This is a genomic window from Nocardia sp. NPDC055165 (assembly GCF_053606985.1).
On record NZ_JBSGSS010000003.1, the window covers coordinates 374,557 to 389,879 of the forward strand.

15 protein-coding genes are annotated in these 15,323 nt (G+C 69.3%); 8 read left to right on the forward strand and 7 right to left on the reverse strand.

The genetic code is table 11. The annotated features are described in order from the left end of the window. Positions 1-7: 7 nt before the first annotated feature. Together ACWFRF_RS08510 and ACWFRF_RS08515 are read right to left on the reverse strand one after the other, a co-directional pair. Positions 8-820: a hypothetical protein gene (locus ACWFRF_RS08510; RefSeq protein WP_378995273.1), complete on the reverse strand. Its 813-nt coding sequence runs from the start codon at positions 818-820 to the stop codon at positions 8-10. Between the two features lie 112 nt (positions 821-932). Then, positions 933-1,757, reverse strand: coding sequence for a DUF3097 domain-containing protein (locus tag ACWFRF_RS08515; RefSeq protein WP_387443058.1), 825 nt, complete (start codon positions 1,755-1,757; stop codon positions 933-935). Between the two features lie 107 nt (positions 1,758-1,864). On the opposite strand from ACWFRF_RS08515, the gene ACWFRF_RS08520 reads away from it, so the two are divergent. Next, entirely contained in the window at positions 1,865-2,296 is a 432-nt protein-coding gene (locus tag ACWFRF_RS08520) for an NfeD family protein (protein ID WP_378995269.1), read from the forward strand. Positions 2,297-2,298: 2 nt separating this feature from the next. Continuing rightward, positions 2,299-3,540, forward strand: coding sequence for an SPFH domain-containing protein (locus ACWFRF_RS08525; RefSeq protein WP_378627173.1), 1,242 nt, complete (start codon positions 2,299-2,301; stop codon positions 3,538-3,540). Positions 3,541-3,612: 72 nt separating this feature from the next. Here ACWFRF_RS08525 and ACWFRF_RS08530 read toward each other — a convergent pair whose 3' ends face one another. The 3 genes from ACWFRF_RS08530 to ACWFRF_RS08540 all read right to left on the reverse strand — a co-directional run bounded on the left by ACWFRF_RS08530 (position 3,613) and on the right by ACWFRF_RS08540 (position 7,622). Further along, positions 3,613-4,821 (reverse strand): molybdopterin-binding protein, encoded by a 1,209-nt coding sequence (locus ACWFRF_RS08530; protein ID WP_378995267.1) that lies wholly within the window; start codon positions 4,819-4,821, stop codon positions 3,613-3,615. A gap of 224 nt (positions 4,822-5,045) precedes the next feature. Further along, a complete protein-coding gene (locus ACWFRF_RS08535; RefSeq protein WP_452449324.1) occupies positions 5,046-6,119 on the reverse strand; it encodes a tartrate dehydrogenase in 1,074 nt (357 codons plus the stop codon). 9 nt (positions 6,120-6,128) lie between these two features. Further along, positions 6,129-7,622 (reverse strand): NAD-dependent succinate-semialdehyde dehydrogenase, encoded by a 1,494-nt coding sequence (locus ACWFRF_RS08540; RefSeq protein ID WP_452449325.1) that lies wholly within the window; start codon positions 7,620-7,622, stop codon positions 6,129-6,131. A 106-nt stretch (positions 7,623-7,728) separates the two neighbouring features. Here ACWFRF_RS08540 and ACWFRF_RS08545 point away from each other — a divergent pair, with 106 nt between their 5' ends. Both ACWFRF_RS08545 and ACWFRF_RS08550 read left to right on the forward strand, forming a co-directional pair. After that, a complete protein-coding gene (locus ACWFRF_RS08545) occupies positions 7,729-8,970 on the forward strand; it encodes an aspartate aminotransferase family protein (RefSeq protein ID WP_452449326.1) in 1,242 nt (413 codons plus the stop codon). Between the two features lie 94 nt (positions 8,971-9,064). After that, positions 9,065-9,559: a DUF3830 family protein gene (locus tag ACWFRF_RS08550; RefSeq protein WP_452449328.1), complete on the forward strand. Its 495-nt coding sequence runs from the start codon at positions 9,065-9,067 to the stop codon at positions 9,557-9,559. Positions 9,560-9,626: 67 nt separating this feature from the next. Here the strand turns inward: ACWFRF_RS08550 and ACWFRF_RS08555 are convergent, their stop codons facing one another. Both ACWFRF_RS08555 and ACWFRF_RS08560 read right to left on the reverse strand, forming a co-directional pair. After that, a complete protein-coding gene (locus ACWFRF_RS08555; protein WP_452449330.1) occupies positions 9,627-11,021 on the reverse strand; it encodes an amidase in 1,395 nt (464 codons plus the stop codon). Between the two features lie 12 nt (positions 11,022-11,033). After that, on the reverse strand, positions 11,034-11,999 hold the full coding sequence (locus ACWFRF_RS08560) for a D-2-hydroxyacid dehydrogenase (RefSeq protein WP_452449332.1): 966 nt from the start codon (positions 11,997-11,999) through the stop codon (positions 11,034-11,036). An 86-nt stretch (positions 12,000-12,085) separates the two neighbouring features. On the opposite strand from ACWFRF_RS08560, the gene ACWFRF_RS08565 reads away from it, so the two are divergent. The 4 genes from ACWFRF_RS08565 to ACWFRF_RS08580 all read left to right on the forward strand — a co-directional run bounded on the left by ACWFRF_RS08565 (position 12,086) and on the right by ACWFRF_RS08580 (position 15,316). Beyond that, on the forward strand, positions 12,086-12,826 hold the full coding sequence (locus ACWFRF_RS08565) for a maleate cis-trans isomerase family protein (protein WP_379325394.1): 741 nt from the start codon (positions 12,086-12,088) through the stop codon (positions 12,824-12,826). Between the two features lie 118 nt (positions 12,827-12,944). Further along, complete coding sequence (locus ACWFRF_RS08570; RefSeq protein ID WP_452449505.1) at positions 12,945-13,676, forward strand: maleate cis-trans isomerase family protein; 732 nt, start codon at positions 12,945-12,947, stop codon at positions 13,674-13,676. Continuing rightward, positions 13,663-14,319 (forward strand): GntR family transcriptional regulator, encoded by a 657-nt coding sequence (locus tag ACWFRF_RS08575; protein WP_452449334.1) that lies wholly within the window; start codon positions 13,663-13,665, stop codon positions 14,317-14,319. The genes ACWFRF_RS08570 and ACWFRF_RS08575 overlap by 14 nt, the downstream gene beginning before the upstream one ends. A gap of 142 nt (positions 14,320-14,461) precedes the next feature. After that, a complete protein-coding gene (locus tag ACWFRF_RS08580) occupies positions 14,462-15,316 on the forward strand; it encodes an isocitrate lyase/PEP mutase family protein (protein WP_379316487.1) in 855 nt (284 codons plus the stop codon). Positions 15,317-15,323 lie beyond the last annotated feature (7 nt).

Consider the following 15,323-nt stretch of genomic DNA (forward strand, 5'->3'; position numbering starts at 1 on the left):
CGGAAGGTCAGCCGTCGCGGCGGGCAGCGGCGTGGACCGCGACGAGGCGGGCCTCGCGGATCGTGTTCCACAGCGGCCGCAGCAGGGATTCGTGCGCCCCGAGCGCGGTGGCCGAGGTGGGTGAGGACGCCGGCTCGTGCTGAGCGACGGTGAGGATCGCGGCCACATGATCGGCCGTATCGAGAATTCGCTTGGCGCGCAACGGGATCGAGTCGGGATAGGCGTGGCGCGCATAGGCCGCGAGCTGGGCCTCGATCTGTTCACGCGGGTCGTCGTCGCCGTTGCCGACCGAGGTGGTGTGCAGTTGCATCAGGGCGTCGGCGGCGTCGCGCACCGATTCGCGCATGGTGTACTCGGCCTCGCCGAGCGACATGTCGTGACCCGCGATACGCGGCAGATCGACGCCGTAGACGGTCCACTGCAGGGTGTCGTCGTCGTCCCACTGCGGGATCAGACCGGTGCCGGGCTCGCCGGGAACGCCGAGCAGCAAGCCCTCCTCGGCGTCGATCGCGTCGGCCGCGAACGCGGTGCCGACCGGCAGCCCGCGCACGTCACCCGGTGCGGGCAGGACCAGGCGCAGCTGCGCCCCGGCGGGAGCCATCGCCTCGCGGATCACCTTGAGCAGCGGCATGGCTCCGTTGCCCGCCGCACCGCGCGAGGTCCACGGCAGGTCGGTGCGTCCGCCGGTGACCGGGTCGCCCGCCGCGATGGTGTGGTGCGGCGCCCAGGCGTGCAGTGCCTCCAGCACGTCGTCGGGCGCGCTGGTACCGGCCAGCCAGGAGCCGGCCCACAGCGTCAGCGTGGCACTGGGAGAGCACATAATCATCGAGCATAAAGGTTCGCCCGCGATCGCGTGCGCGCACCGAGGTGGTCGATGGTGCCTACGCGGATCACCGATTTCGGCGCGACGATCCGTCTGACCTGCTGTGCGTTCACTCCGGCTCGGTCACGAAGTCGATGAGCCGTTCGACCGCGCCGATGAGTGGGGCTTCCAGATCCCGGAACGAGCCGACCGCATCGTAGACACGGCGCCAGCCCTGCTGCGGTGTTCCCCAGCCGAGGCGCGCGCAGATTCCGGTCTTCCAGTCCTCGCCGCGCGGCACTGTCGGCCAGGCATCGATGCCGAGCGCGGCGGGGCGTACCGCCTGCCAGACATCGATGTAGGGATGGCCGGTCACCAGCACGTGCGGGCCGAGGCCGGCGGTCAGGTGCGTCTCCTTCGAGCCGGTCACCAGGTGGTCGACGAGCACGCCTACCCGCGCGCCGGGGCCGGGTTCGAACTCGGTGAGCCGGGCACCGAGGTTGTCGAGGCCCTCGAGGTGTTCGACGACCACGCCCTCCACCCGCAGGTCGTGGCCCCACACCCGTTCGACGAGCGCCGCGTCGTGCACGCCCTCCACCCAGATCCGGCTGGTTCGCGCGACTCTTGCCCGCAGGCCCTCGACGCGGGTGGACCCCGACGCCGACCGCACCGGCTGTTTCGGCGCGGTCGCGGTGGGCTTGATCAGCGTGACCGGTTTCCCGTCGATCAGGAACGCCGCCTCCCGCATCGCGAACAGCCGCACCGCCCCGCGCGCGTCCTCCAGCTTCACGAACTCGCCGTCGTAGCTGCGATCGAAACCCACTACGGCACCGCAGAATCCGCTCGCCGCGTCCTCGACCACCAGATCGCGTTCGGCGTTCACTGTCGGCACCGGCTTCTTCTTGGTCCGATCGTGTCCGGAATAGATGTCGCCGTAGCTGTCTCGCGCACTCACGCCCCGAAACTACCGCGCGCGCACCAGCGCGCGCGGTATCGGCGCACCGGGAGGCGGCGATTACGCGAGCCCGCCCCCGAACCGGTCATCGAGGCTAGGCTGGCAGGGTGGCCGCAATAGTCTGGCTGATCGCGGGCATCGTTCTCGCGGCGGCGGAAATGCTCACCGGGGACCTCACGCTACTCACCCTCGGGGTGGCCGCACTCGGCACCGCGGGGATCAGCGCCGCCACCGACCTTCCGGTCTGGGGAGACGCCCTGGTGTTCGCCGCGATGGCCGGTGTGCTGTTCGTCGGGGTGCGCCCGCTGTTGCGCCGCAAGTTCGGTACCCCGCCGCCCACTCCGACGAATGCCGATGCGCTGCCGGGGAAGTCGGCGCTGGTGCTCGAGCAGGTCGCGGAGTATTCGGGTCAGGTCAAGCTCGGTGGCGAGGTCTGGACCGCGCGTCCGCTCGACCCGAGTGAAGTGTACGAAGCCGGTGTGACTGTCTATGTGATGAAGATCGATGGCGCGACCGCCGTCGTCTGGAAGGGTCCCTAGCAATGGTTGCCTTGATCGTGGCCGCCGTCCTCGTCCTGTTGGTCGTGGTGGTGGTGTTCAAATCGATCGCTCTCGTCCCGCAGGCCGAGGCGGCGGTGATCGAACGGCTCGGGCGTTATTCGCGCACCGTGTCCGGTCAGCTGACGTTCCTCGTCCCGTTCGCCGATCGCGTCCGCGCGAAGGTGGATCTGCGCGAGCGGGTCGTGTCGTTCCCGCCGCAGCCGGTGATCACCCAGGACAACCTCACCCTGCAGATCGACTCGGTGGTGTATTTCCAGGTCACCAGCCCGCAGGCCGCTGTCTACGAGATCAGCAACTACATCGCCGCGGTCGAGCAGCTCACCGTCACCACGCTGCGCAATGTGGTCGGTGGCATGACCCTGGAAGAGACGCTGACCTCGCGCGATCAGATCAACAACCAGCTGCGCGGTGTGCTCGACGAGGCCACCGGCCGCTGGGGCCTTCGGGTGGCCCGGGTGGAGCTCAAGTCCATCGATCCGCCGCCGTCGATCCAGGAATCGATGGAGAAGCAGATGAAGGCCGATCGCGAGAAGCGCGCGACGATCCTCACCGCCGAAGGTAACCGCGAAGCGCAGATCAAGACCGCCGAGGGCGCCAAGCAGGCGGCGATCCTGACCGCCGAGGGCGGCAAGCAGTCCTCGATCCTGTCGGCCGAGGGTGAACGCCAGAGCCGCATCCTGCGCGCCCAGGGCGAACGCGCCGCCTCCTACCTGCAGGCCCAGGGGCAGGCGAAGGCGATCGAGAAGGTGTTCGCCGCCATCAAGAACGGCAAGCCGACTCCGGAACTGCTTGCCTACCAGTACATGCAGACCCTGCCGATGGTGGCCAAGGGCGATGCGAACAAGGTGTGGCTGGTCCCCAGCGATTTCGGCAAGGCGCTCGAAGGCTTCGCCCAGAACTTCGCCACCAAGGGCGAGGACGGTGTCTTCCGCTACGAACCGTCCGCCGACGAAGCCCCGGTGAAGATCGAAGACGACACCGACGTGGCCGACTGGTTCGAAACCGCCTCGGACCCCAAGATCGCCGAAGCAGTCCGCGCCGCGGAAGCCACCGCCCGCACCCCCGTCGAAGGTTTCGATTCCCCCGTACCCCGGCCCAAAACCTCGGTGGCCAAGGGGGACCCGGAACTCCCGACCCCACCTCCGATCGCCCCGGCGGAACACCCCGCCCCGCGCCCGGACGACCCCTACGGTCGCCCCTGGCAGCCGCCGCAACACGGCTGATCCGAGCAGAGTACGGCCCCGGTGTGGACTTCCACTCCGGGGCCGTTTCTGTTGTGCGGCAGCGCTGTCGGGTCAGTGCGGGAGGGGAAGGAGTTCGACGAGGGAGCCTCGGCCGGTGCCGGGGGGCAGGATGGCCAGGGCTTGGCAGGGGATGAGACCGGCCAGGTGAGGGGTGTGAGCGGGGCCTGTGCTGCGCCAGACGCCGCCGGGGTGTTGCTGGACGCCGACTATCCGGGTGGCTTCGCCTTCCATGACGCCGGCGTCGGAGAGGCGGCCCCACATGGTGGGGCCGGGCGTGCGCAGCGTGAGGGCGTCGACGATGGCCGGGCCGACGGCCAAGAGGGCCGCGACGGCGGCGAAGGGGTTGCCGGGCAGACCGAGCAGGACTCGGCCGTCGGGGAGCTGGGCGACGAGGGTGGAGCCGCCGGGGCGGATCGCTATCCGTTCGACGATGATGCGCGCGCCGAGGTCGGCGAGCAGGGTACGCAGGTGATCGGCGGCGCCGCGACCGGTGGCGCCGACCATGACGACCAAGTCGGCGTGGGATTTCAGGGTGAGCCAGGAGCGCAGCAGGTCGCGGCTGTCGGCGAGGTGCCACAGGCCGGTGCTCTCGATATCGCAGCAGCGCAAGAACTCCGGCATGACCGGGCCGAGGGAGTCGCGGGTTTCGCCCGGACCGAGCGGGCCGACAGCGCGGATCTCGTCACCGGTCATCACCACATCGGCGCGCAAAGGTCCACGCACGGTGACAGTTTCGGCTTCGGCGCTGAGTGCCGCCGAAGCCAGGGCCGGTGAGACGCGTGCCCCAGCGCGCGCCAATTCCGTTCCGCTGCTCCAGTGTTCGCCTTGGCGGCGGGTGTCGTCGCGCACCGGTGCGCCGGGCGCGCGCATCACCACCGGTTTGCCGGACACGCTGGTGGTCACGATGTGTTCGTCGCGCAAAGTCGCCGTGGTACCCAGCGGGGTAGCCGCGCCGGTCGCGATCCGCACCGCCTCGCCGGGCGCCAGCACCACCGAGCAGCCGCGCCCGGCGTAGCTGACCTGCTGGTGTAGCCGCCACCACGGTCCGGGGCCCGCCACCGCGTAACCATCCATGGCGGCGCTGTCCACCCGCGGCAGGGGAGTGCCCGCCGCGAGGGCGACAGCCAGGGTTGCCCCCACGGCCTCGGCCACGGGTCGTTCACGCACCGCGATCGGCTCGAGCTCGGCGGCTATTCGCGCGCGCACCAGCCCCAGCCCACATTGCACCGCCGCAACTACGCCCACCCGTGCGCTCGTCACCACGTTCCGCCTTCCGAGGACCCATCACCGATACTGGGACTCATCGTGCGCACCACCGATTGCCTGCGATTTTCTGGGCAGTTGCCGCGCGATGACGTTGTGCTCACGCACACGCGTGCCGCTCGGTGCGCAGTTCGGGCGTCACGAGTGGGTGACCCGCAGGTCTGCCGGGCTGGGTGCCCCGACGTCCGGGCGGTCAGCGGTAAGGGAGAAGCCGACGGGGTTCACGCTTCGGTGAGGGCGTTCGTCAGCTCGGCGGCGCGGTCGGCGATGGCGGTGCCCAGCTCGGCGGTGGTGGCCGTGCCGCCCAGGTCCGGTGTGCGGACCGTACCCGCGGCGAGGACGTCGCAGACCGCGCGGTCGACGGCGGCGGCCGCGGTGTGCTCGCCCAGGTGGGAGAGCAGCATGGCCCCGGCGAGGATCTGGGCGACGGGGTCGGCGATGCCCATGCCCGCGATGTCGGGCGCGCTACCGTGCACGGCCTCGAACATCGACGGCGCGTCCGCCGCGGGGTTGATGTTGCCCGAGGGCGCGAGCCCGAGTCCGCCGGTGACGGCCGCGGCGAGGTCGGAGAGGATGTCGCCGAACAGGTTCGAGCCCACGATCACATCCAGGCGATCGGGGTGGAGCACGATTTCGGCGGCGAGGGCGTCGACGTGCATCTGCCGGGTCCGCACCGTCGGGTACTCCTCGGCTACGCGCTCGACAATGCTGTCCCAGTAGGGCATCGAGTGGATGAGCCCGTTGGATTTCGTCGCCGAACAGAGCTTGCCCGAGCGTTCGGCGGCGCGGTCGAACGCATAGCGGATGATCCGTTCGCAGCCGGTGCGGGTGAACACTGATTCCTGCAACACGAATTCGTCCGGCCTGCCCGGGTTGTGGATGCCGCCGATCTCGGAGTACTCGCCTTCGGAGTTCTCCCGCACGATGAGAATGTCGAGGTCCTCGGCGGTGCGGTCGCGCAGCGCCGATTCCGTGCCGGGCAGCAGTCGTACCGGCCGCAGGTTGACGTACTGGCCGAAGGCGCGCCGCAGCGGAATCAGCAGGCCCCACAGCGAGATGTGGTCGGGTACCCCGGGGAATCCGACGGCGCCCAGCAGGATCGCGTCGAACCCGGCGAGCTGCTCGGGCCCGTCGGCGGGCATCATCGCACCGGTCCGCAGATAGTTCTCACAGGACCAGTCGAACTCGGTCCAGCCGATTCCCGGCAGGACCCGGTCGAGCACCTTCACCGCCTCGACGGTCACGTCGACGCCGATTCCGTCGCCCGGAATGGTCGCGATCCGGTATGTGCGCACGCTGTCTCCCTAAACCTTGACGCCGATGTATTTGGTCTCGAGGAATTCGTCGATCCCGGTGAAACCGCCCTCACGCCCGAGCCCCGATTCCTTCACCCCGCCGAACGGCGCGGCCGGATTGGAGACCACGCCCTGGTTCAGGCCGACCATTCCCGTGTCGAGCGCTTCGCAGACGCGCAGGCCGCGACGCAGGTTCTCGGTGAACACGTACGCCACCAGCCCGTACGGGGTGTCGTTGGCGCGGGTGATCGCCTCGTCCTCGGTGTCGAACGTGCCGATCGCGGCGACGGGTCCGAAGATCTCGGTGTGGCACAACTCGGCGTCGTCGGGCACGCCGGTGAGCACGGTCGCCGGGTAGAAGGTGCCCGGTCCGTCGATCGCCGTGCCACCGAGCCGCACCTGGGCGCCGCGCTGCCGGGCGTCGGCCACGAGGTGTTCCACCTTGGCCACGGCCTCGGCGTCGATGAGCGGCCCGACGACAACGCCCGGCTCGGTGCCACGGCCCATCGGCAATGCCGCCATCCGCGTGGCCAGTCGTTCGGCGAATTCCGCAGCGATGCCGCGCTGCACCAGAATTCGGTTCGCGGCCGTACAGGCCTGGCCGATGTTGCGCATCTTGGCGGCGAGCGCGCCCTCGACCGCTTCGTCGAGATCGGCATCGTCGAACACCAGCAGCGGTGCGTTGCCGCCGAGTTCCATCGAGGTGCGCATCACGGTGCGGGCGCACTGTTCCAGGAGGAGTTTCCCGATGGCGGTGGACCCGGTGAAGGAGAGTTTCCGGGAGCGCGGATCGGCGATGAGCGGTGTCATCAGCGCGCCGGGGTCGGCGGTGGTCACCACATTGACCACACCATCGGGCACACCCGCCTCGGCCAGGATCGCCGCGAGCGCCAGCATCGACAGCGGTGTTTGTTCGGCGGGCTTCACCACACAGGTGCAGCCGGCGGCCAGCGCGGGCGCGATCTTGCGGGCGCCCATCGCCATCGGGAAGTTCCACGGCGTGATGAGCAGACTCGGCCCCACCGGCTGCTTCGTCACCAGAAACCGGGATCCCCCCGTCGGCGCGGGCATGTACCCGCCGTCGAGGCGGACGGCTTCCTCGGCGAACCAGCGGAAGAACTCCGCGGCATAGGCGATTTCGCCGCGCGCCTCGGCGAGCGGCTTGCCCATCTCGAGCGTCATGACCAAGGCGAGGCGTTCGGTGTCGGCCAGCAGCGCGTGGTGCGCGCGCATGAGGACGTCGCTGCGGGTGCGTGCCGGGGTGTGGGCCCAGGCGGCCTGGGCGGCGGCGGCCGCGGCGAGCGCGTCGAGTCCGTCGGACGCGGTCGCGTCCGCCACCACGCACAGCCGCGCGCCGGTCGCGGGATCGAGGACGGGCAGCGTGGCGACGGACTCACGCCATCGGCCCCCGATGAACAACCCCTGCGGAACGCTGTCGACCGCGGCCCGCTCGGCGGCGCTCAGGATGTCGAGCAGCTGCGCGCTGCCCCCGGACTCGTCCATGCGGTGCCTGCCTCCCGACGCGGTGGATCAACCGTTGCTGTGAACCCTGCCGCCATGTTATGCATATTGTCAACAATCCGACAATAGACAATCTGGGGAGTCCTTGATGACCGAGCTGTCTCCCGTCCTGAAGCAGGCCACGCCCGTCCACGTCGACCACGGCGCGGGCTGCTACCTCTACGACACCGACGGTCGCCGCTACCTGGATTTCACCGCCGGGATCGGCGTCACCAGTACCGGGCACTGTCACCCCACCGTGGTCGCGGCGGCGCAGGCCCAGGTCGCCAGCCTGATCCACGGCCAATACACCACGGTGCTGCACCGACCGCTGCTCGAGCTCACCGAGCGCCTCGGCGCGGTGCTGCCCGAGGGTTTGGACACGCTGTTCTTCGCCAATTCCGGCAGCGAGGCGGTCGAGGCCGCGCTGCGTCTGGCCCGCCAAGCCACCGGGCGCCCCAATGTGGTCGTCTTCCACGGCGGATTTCACGGCCGCACCGTCGCCGCGGCGACCATGACCACCTCGGGGACCCGGTTCTCGGCGGGGTTCAGCCCGCTGATGTCCGGGGTGCACGTGGCCCCGTTTCCGACGGCCTTCCGCTACGGGTGGAGCGAAGCCGAAGCCACCGACTTCGCGCTGCGTGAGCTCGACTACCTGCTCGCCACCCTCACCTCGCCCGCCGAGACCGCCGCGTTCATCGTCGAACCGGTGCTCGGCGAGGGCGGCTACATCCCCGGCAACACCCGCTTCTTCCAGGGCCTGCGCGAGCGCGCCGACCGGCACGGCATCCTGCTGGTCTTCGACGAGATCCAGACCGGCTTCGGCCGGACCGGAAAGTTCTTCGGCCACCAGCACTTCGACGTGCGCCCCGACGTGATCACCATCGCCAAGGGGCTGGCCAGCGGGTTCCCGCTGTCGGGTATCGCGGCGTCGCGGGAGTTGATGGCCAAGGCCTGGCCGGGGTCACAGGGCGGGACCTACGGCGGCAACGCGGTGGCCTGTGCCGCCGCGGTCGCGACACTCGAGGTGATCGAGGCCGAGGGTCTCGTCGACAACGCCGCCGTCCGTGGAGCGCAATTGCTCTCCGGCGTCGAGAGTCTCGCCACGAAGGCGATCGGGGACGTCCGTGGCCTCGGTCTGCTCGTCGGCGCCGAGTTCACCACGCCGACCGGCGAACCCGACACCGCGACGGCATCAGCCGCCCAGAAGGCCGCCGTCGACAAGGGGCTGCTGCTGCTCACCTGCGGGGCGCACATGAACGTCGTGCGCATGATTCCGCCGCTGATCGTCACCGAAACTCAGGTGCAGGATGCCCTGGGGATCTGGTCGGAAGTCCTCGCCGAGCTGTAGTCCGCCACGCTGTCCCCGCTCGGGTTCCGGGCGGGGACTCGCACCACCACCGGGACAATCCCGAAATCCCGCACCGCACAGGAAGCAGGAGCCGATGGCCCGCTACATGAGCATCACCCTCACCGGAGCCGGCGTCACCTGCCGCGCGCGCCTGCTCGACGACGAAGCTCCGCGCACGTGTGCCGCCGTCTGGGCTGCGCTCCCGCAGGAGGGCGACGCCTTCCACGCCAAATACGCCCGCAACGAGGTCTACGCGCTGGTGCCCCGCATCACCGCGGCCCCGCATCGCGAAAACCCCACTGTCACACCGATTCCCGGCGACGTCTGCCTCTTCGACTTCGAACCGTGGGAAATCGGCAACCCCGCCTACGGCTACGAACCGGGCTCCGCCGCCCATCACGCCCAGGGCGCCACCGACCTCGCCCTGTTCTACGGCCGCAACAATCTCCTGATCAACGGCGACCTCGGCTGGGTTCCCGGCAGCGTCTTCGCCACCATCGAGGACGGTCTCGCGGACTTGGCGGCCGCCTGCAACGGGTTGTGGTTGCGCGGTGTCGAGGGTGAGACGCTGGCTTTCGCCCGCGCCTGACAGAGCGACCGCTCCGACGCCGTCGAATCCCTCGGCGGCGTCGAAAGAGGTGAGCGCCCTAGATATTTCAGGAGTTCAGCACGAACTCGGCGTGCCTGGCCACCGCGAGGATCAAGTCATCGGAGTGCCGGGGTCCCACGATCTGTAAGCCCACCGGCATTCCGGTGCGAGTCGTGCCGACCGGGATGCTGATGGCGGGCTGCTGCGTCATATTGAACGGGTAGGTGAACGGGGTCCAGTCCGGCCAGCCGCGCAGTCCGCTGCCCGGCGGCACATCGTGTCCGGCCTCGAACGCGGTGATCGGCATGGTCGGGGTGATCAGGACGTCGTAGGCGGTGTGGAAGGTGCCCATCGTGATACCGACTTCCGCCGCGACATGGCGGGCGTCGAGATAGTCCACGGCGCTGACAGCTTCGCCGCGAGCCCAGACCGCGCCCAAGCCGGGATCCACCTTCGCACGGGACCCGGCCGGGAACTTCGACAGCATGGTTGCCGCACCCGCCGCCCACAGGGTTTCGAAGGCCTCGCGCGGGTCGGCGAATCCGGGATCGACCGCATCGATGGTCAGATCGGCCGCGGCCAACCGCTGCACCGCGCGCTCGACGATCTGGGCCACCTCGGGGTCCACCTGTGCGTACCCGAGCGTGGCGGAGTAGCCGACCGACAGCCCGCGCACATCCCGCTGCATCTGACTGCGGAAGGTCGTCAAGGTGGGCGCCAGCGCGGTCGGGTCACGCGGATCCGGCAGCGACAGGATATCCATCAGCAGCGCCGCGTCCTCGACGGTGCGCGTCATCGGCCCGGCATGGGCGAGGGGCCCGAATGGGCTGGCCGGGTAGAGCGGCACCCGCCCGTGCGTCGGTTTGAAGCCGACGATCCCGCAGAACGAGGCCGGAATACGGATGCTGCCGCCACCGTCGGTGCCCACCGACACCGGCGTCATCCCACCCGCCACCGCCGCCGCGCTGCCACCGGACGATCCGCCCGCGGTCGTCGCGGGATCGGCGGGATTGCGGGTGACGCCGGTGAGCGGACTGTCGGTGACGCCCTTCCAGGCGATCTCCGGCGTGGTCGTCTTGCCGACGAACACCATCCCGTCCTCGCGCAGTCGAGCGGCGACCGGACTGTCCACCAGCCACGGCCCGCCCGCGTCGACGCAGGTGGAACCACGCAGGGTCGGCCAGCCTTCGGTCAGAAAGATGTCCTTGATGGAAATCGGCACGCCGTCGAGTAACCCGCGTGGATGGCCCGACTGCCAGCGCGCCTCGGAGTCCTTCGCCTGCACCAGCGCCCGGTCCGGATCGACCAGGCAGAACGCGTTGAGCGCGCCGTCGCGGGCCGCGATGACATCCAGGCAGGCTTGCGCTGCCTCGACGGGGGACAGCTGCCCGGCCGCATAGGCCGAGACCAGCTGAACCGCCGTCATCACGGTGGGATCGGTGGGGAGATCGGGCTGCGTCATGGCGGGGCTCCTTCAGCCGGGCACGTACCCGAGCGTCTTGTCGACAACGTTGTCCAGCGGCAGTCCGGCTGCCCACCTGCCGAAATTGTCGGTGAATGCGCGGACGATCTCGGTGCGCCAGCCGTGGAAATCACCCGAATTGTGTGGCGTGAGCACCACATTCGGTAGATCCCAGAGCGGATGGTCCGCGGGCAGCGGTTCCGGATCCACCACGTCCAGTGCGGCCGCGGCGATCGAACCGTTGCCGAGCGCGGCTACGAGATCGTCGGTAACCACTGATTCCCCGCGCCCGACATTGACAAACCTGGCATGCGGTTTCATGGCCGCGAACGCGGCGGCATCGAACATGTGCCGGGTCTGCGCGGTGAGCGGCGCGATCGCGATCACGTAGTCCGCGCCGGGCAGTTCGGCGTGCAGGTCGTTGCTGATGGTGCCGAAATCCGGGTCGCCGGAGCGGGCGCGGCGCCCGACCCCGCGCACCGTCATGCCCGCGGCGCGCAGCAATCGCGCGGTGGTGCGGCCGATCGAGCCGGTCCCGACGATCAGTGCCGTGGTCCCGGCCACGCGTTCGGATTCGCGGTGTCGCCACTCGTGCCGCTGCTGCAACCGGATCGAGCCGGGCAGGTCCTTGGCGAACGAGATGATCTGTCCGAGGACGTATTCGGCGATGGCCGTATCGAAGACATTGCGGGTGTTGGTGACCACCACCTCGGACGCGCGCAGCTCCGGGAACATCACCGGGTCCACGCCGACACCGCCCATGTGCAGCCAGCGCAGGCGATCGGCGCTGGGCCACGCACCGGGAACGGCGCGAGTCTGGAAGTCGTAGACGAACAGCACATCGGCGCCGTGTAGCGCGTCGGCGAGCCCGTCGGCCTCGGCGTAGCGCACGTCGGCGCGCTCGGCAACGGGGGCCATGAGGTCCGATTCGGGCAGGCTGTCACGATGTAGGACGGTGACAATCGGCCCGTTTTCCACATTGACACCGTACGATCAGATCGTATGATTGTCAACAATCCGATCGTGTTCGGAGGTCTGCCCGGCTGAGCGCGAGAGGGGCCGCAGTGGAGTTCAGCTTCCCGGACATCGACGGGCCGGTAGCCCAACGAGGTATCGGCGTGATCGCGCCGTTCGACCTGGCCCTCGAACGGGAACTGTGGCGGTGGGCGCCCCTCGAGGTGAGTCTGCACCTGGCCCGCACACCCTATGAACCGGTGCCGGTATCCCTGGCGATGGCCGAACTCGTGTCCAATCCGCTGCATCTCACGGCGGCCACCCACGACGTGCTGCACGTGGAGCCGGAAGTCGTTGCCTACCTGTGTACTTCGGGCAGTTTCATCAACGGTCTCGCCTACGAACGATCCCTGCGGGAAACGATCTGCCTGGCCGGCGCACCGGATGCGGTGACCACCTCCGGCGCCTTGGTGGAAGCGATCAAGCACCTCAACATCACCCGGATGTCGGTGATCACCCCGTACGACGAGATCCTCACCGGCAAACTGCACGACTTCCTCGACGAAGCGGGCTGCGCCACGATCAAGTCCGATCACCTCGGGCTCGGCGGCGGCATCTGGAAGGTCAACTACCGCACCATCGCCGAACGGATACTCGGCGCCGACGACCCCCGCTCGGAAGCGATCTTCGTCAGCTGTACCAACCTGCCGACCTACGACGTGATCGAGCCACTCGAACAGGCACTCGGCAAACCCGTCCTCACCGCCAATCAACTGACCATGTGGGCCTGCCTCGGCCGGATGAAACTCCCGATGATGGGCCCAGGTAAATGGCTCGTCAATGTCTTCTAGTCGAATGAGGACGCGACATTCTGCCCAGGTAAATGGCTGGTCAATGTCTTCTAGTCGAATGAGGACGCGGCATCCTGCCCAGGTAAATGGCTCGTCAATGTCTTCTGAACGGAGCGAGATGCACACGCCGACCATCGGATTCATCTACCCCGACCACGCCGCCGAGGACGACTACCCGCGTGCCGCGGCCCTGCTCGGCGCCGCGTTGCCGGTGGCCCACATCTACGGCACCGACCTGCACGCCGTTCCCGAACTGCTCGATCTGGGCAGCCCGGAGAAGCTGAGCCACGGCGCTTCGTTGCTCGCGGCCGAAGACCCCGCCGCTGTGGTCTGGGCGTGCACCTCGGGCAGTTTCGTCTACGGGCCACAGGGCGCGCGCGGTCAGGTCGACAGCCTGGCCGAGGCGGCGGGAGTGCCTGCCTCCAGTACGAGTTTCGCGTTCGTCGAAGCGGCGCGGGCGCTCGGTGTGCGGCGCGTGGCCGTGGTCGCGAGCTACCCCGAGGAGGTGGCACGGTTGTTCGTCGACTTCCTCGCCGACGCGGGCATCGACGTGGTGTCGATGTCGAGCGCCGGGATCGACACCGCCGCGGAGGTCGGCACCCTCACTCCCGACCAGGTCCTGACCCTGGCCGTCACCAACGACCACCCCGACGCCCAGGCACTGCTCATCCCGGATACGGCCATGCATACTCTCGAGGTGCTTCCGAAACTCGAGGCCGCGCTCGGCAAGCCGGTGCTGACGGCGAACCAGGTCACCATCTGGGAAGGTCTGCGGCTGGCGGGGGTCACCGCGGTCGCTCCCGAGCTGGGCGCGTTGTTCGCGGAGGGGAGTCGCCATGTCGATCATTGATTTCGAGCCGGTCAATCAGCAGTCCACCGCGGAGATGATCGCCGACCGCCTGCGCGAGGCGATCATGCGCGGTGCGCTGGCACCCGGCGCCCAGCTCGGGGAAGCCGATCTGGCAACCAGTTTCGGTGTCTCCCGCGGACCCGTGCGCGAGGCCATGCAACGTCTCGTGCAAGAGGGCCTGCTGTTCAGCATCCGCAACCGCGGCATCTTCGTCATCGAACTCACCACCGACGACGTCATCGACATCTACCGCGCCCGCACCGCCCTGGAAGGCGGCGCGCTCGACCTCGTCCTCGACGGCCGCCGCGACATCGCCTACGCCGCACTGCGACCCAGCGTCACCGCCATGCGGCGCACCGCCGAGGCCGGCGATGCCGCCGGTGTCTCCGACGCCGACCAGGCCTTCCACGAAGCGCTCGTCACCGCCGCCGACAGCCCCCGCCTCGTCCGCGCCGCCCGCACCCTGCTCATCGAAACCCGCATGTGCCTGGGCGCCCTCCAAACCACCTACCCCGACCTGCGCGAACAAGCCGGCGAACACGTCGAACTCCACGAAGCGATCGGCTCGGGTGCACCCGAGCGGGCCCGCGCCCTGCTCGTAGAGCACATGGACGACGCGGTCCGGCGTTTGCGCGACCGCTAGCTGCCGCGGCTCGGGGGAGGGCATCACGGTGTCTGTCCGCAGCCGCAGTGCGCCGAGAGGTGCGCGGGCGATGTGCGAGGTGATCGTGCGCGACGGGCACAATGGACCCGTACGATCACCTCGACTCCCCGCAGGAGCTCTCGTGGACAGCGAACAGCGCACACGCGCACAGGCTTTCGTCGATCTGCACCGCGAAGGCTGCTTCCTGCTGCCGAATGCCTGGGATGCGGGGAGTGCGCGAATTCTGGAGTCGGTGGGATTCCCCGCGATCGCGACCACCAGCGCGGGGGTCGCTTTCTCGTTCGGTCGCCCCGACCACGACTTCTTCACCGAGCACGGTGCGCACGGTCGCGTCGATCGTTCGACGATGATGGGGCGGATCCACGAGATCACCACCGCCGTGCGGGTGCCCGTCAGCGCCGATCTCGAGGAGGGGTATGGGCCGGACGCCCAGGAGGTGGCGACCACCCTCTCCCTCGCCATCGACGCCGGTGCGGCGGGCGGCAACATCGAGGACTTCACCGGCGACCGCACCACCCCGCTGTTCGACGAGGTGCACGCGGTGGATCGGGTCCGGGCGGCGCGCGCGGCGGTGGCCGCCAGTGGTGTGCCGTTCGTGCTCGTCGGCCGGACCGACGCGCTGCTGGTGGACGCCGGTCTCGACGAGGCGATCCGGCGCGCCAACTCCTACCTCGCCGCGGGCGCGGACTGCGCCTTCGTTCCCGGGGCGGCCGATGCCGCCACGATCGCCACGCTCGTCGAGGCGATCGACGGACCGCTCAACGTCGTCATGGGCCTGACCGGTGGCGGCCTGTCGATGGCCGAACTCGCCGACCTCGGCGTCCGCCGGGTCACCGTCGGCGGCAGCATCGCCCGACTGCTCTACCGCCACCTCCTCGACGCGGCCACCGAGCTCTCCGAGCACGGCACTTTCACCTACGGCGACACCCAACTCACCCAGACGGCGCTCAACGCCCACTTCACCGACCGCACCTGACGGGTGA

Coding starts and splice junctions, on each gene's coding strand:
- ACWFRF_RS08510 (WP_378995273.1), bottom strand. CDS start 820: ATGTGCTCTCCCAGTGCCACGCTGACGCTGTGGGCCGGCTCCTGGCTG.
- ACWFRF_RS08525 (WP_378627173.1), top strand. CDS start 2,299: ATGGTTGCCTTGATCGTGGCCGCCGTCCTCGTCCTGTTGGTCGTGGTG.
- ACWFRF_RS08540 (WP_452449325.1), bottom strand. CDS start 7,622: ATGGACGAGTCCGGGGGCAGCGCGCAGCTGCTCGACATCCTGAGCGCC.
- ACWFRF_RS08545 (WP_452449326.1), top strand. CDS start 7,729: ATGACCGAGCTGTCTCCCGTCCTGAAGCAGGCCACGCCCGTCCACGTC.
- ACWFRF_RS08550 (WP_452449328.1), top strand. CDS start 9,065: ATGGCCCGCTACATGAGCATCACCCTCACCGGAGCCGGCGTCACCTGC.
- ACWFRF_RS08555 (WP_452449330.1), bottom strand. CDS start 11,021: ATGACGCAGCCCGATCTCCCCACCGATCCCACCGTGATGACGGCGGTT.
- ACWFRF_RS08570 (WP_452449505.1), top strand. CDS start 12,945: ATGCACACGCCGACCATCGGATTCATCTACCCCGACCACGCCGCCGAG.
- ACWFRF_RS08575 (WP_452449334.1), top strand. CDS start 13,663: ATGTCGATCATTGATTTCGAGCCGGTCAATCAGCAGTCCACCGCGGAG.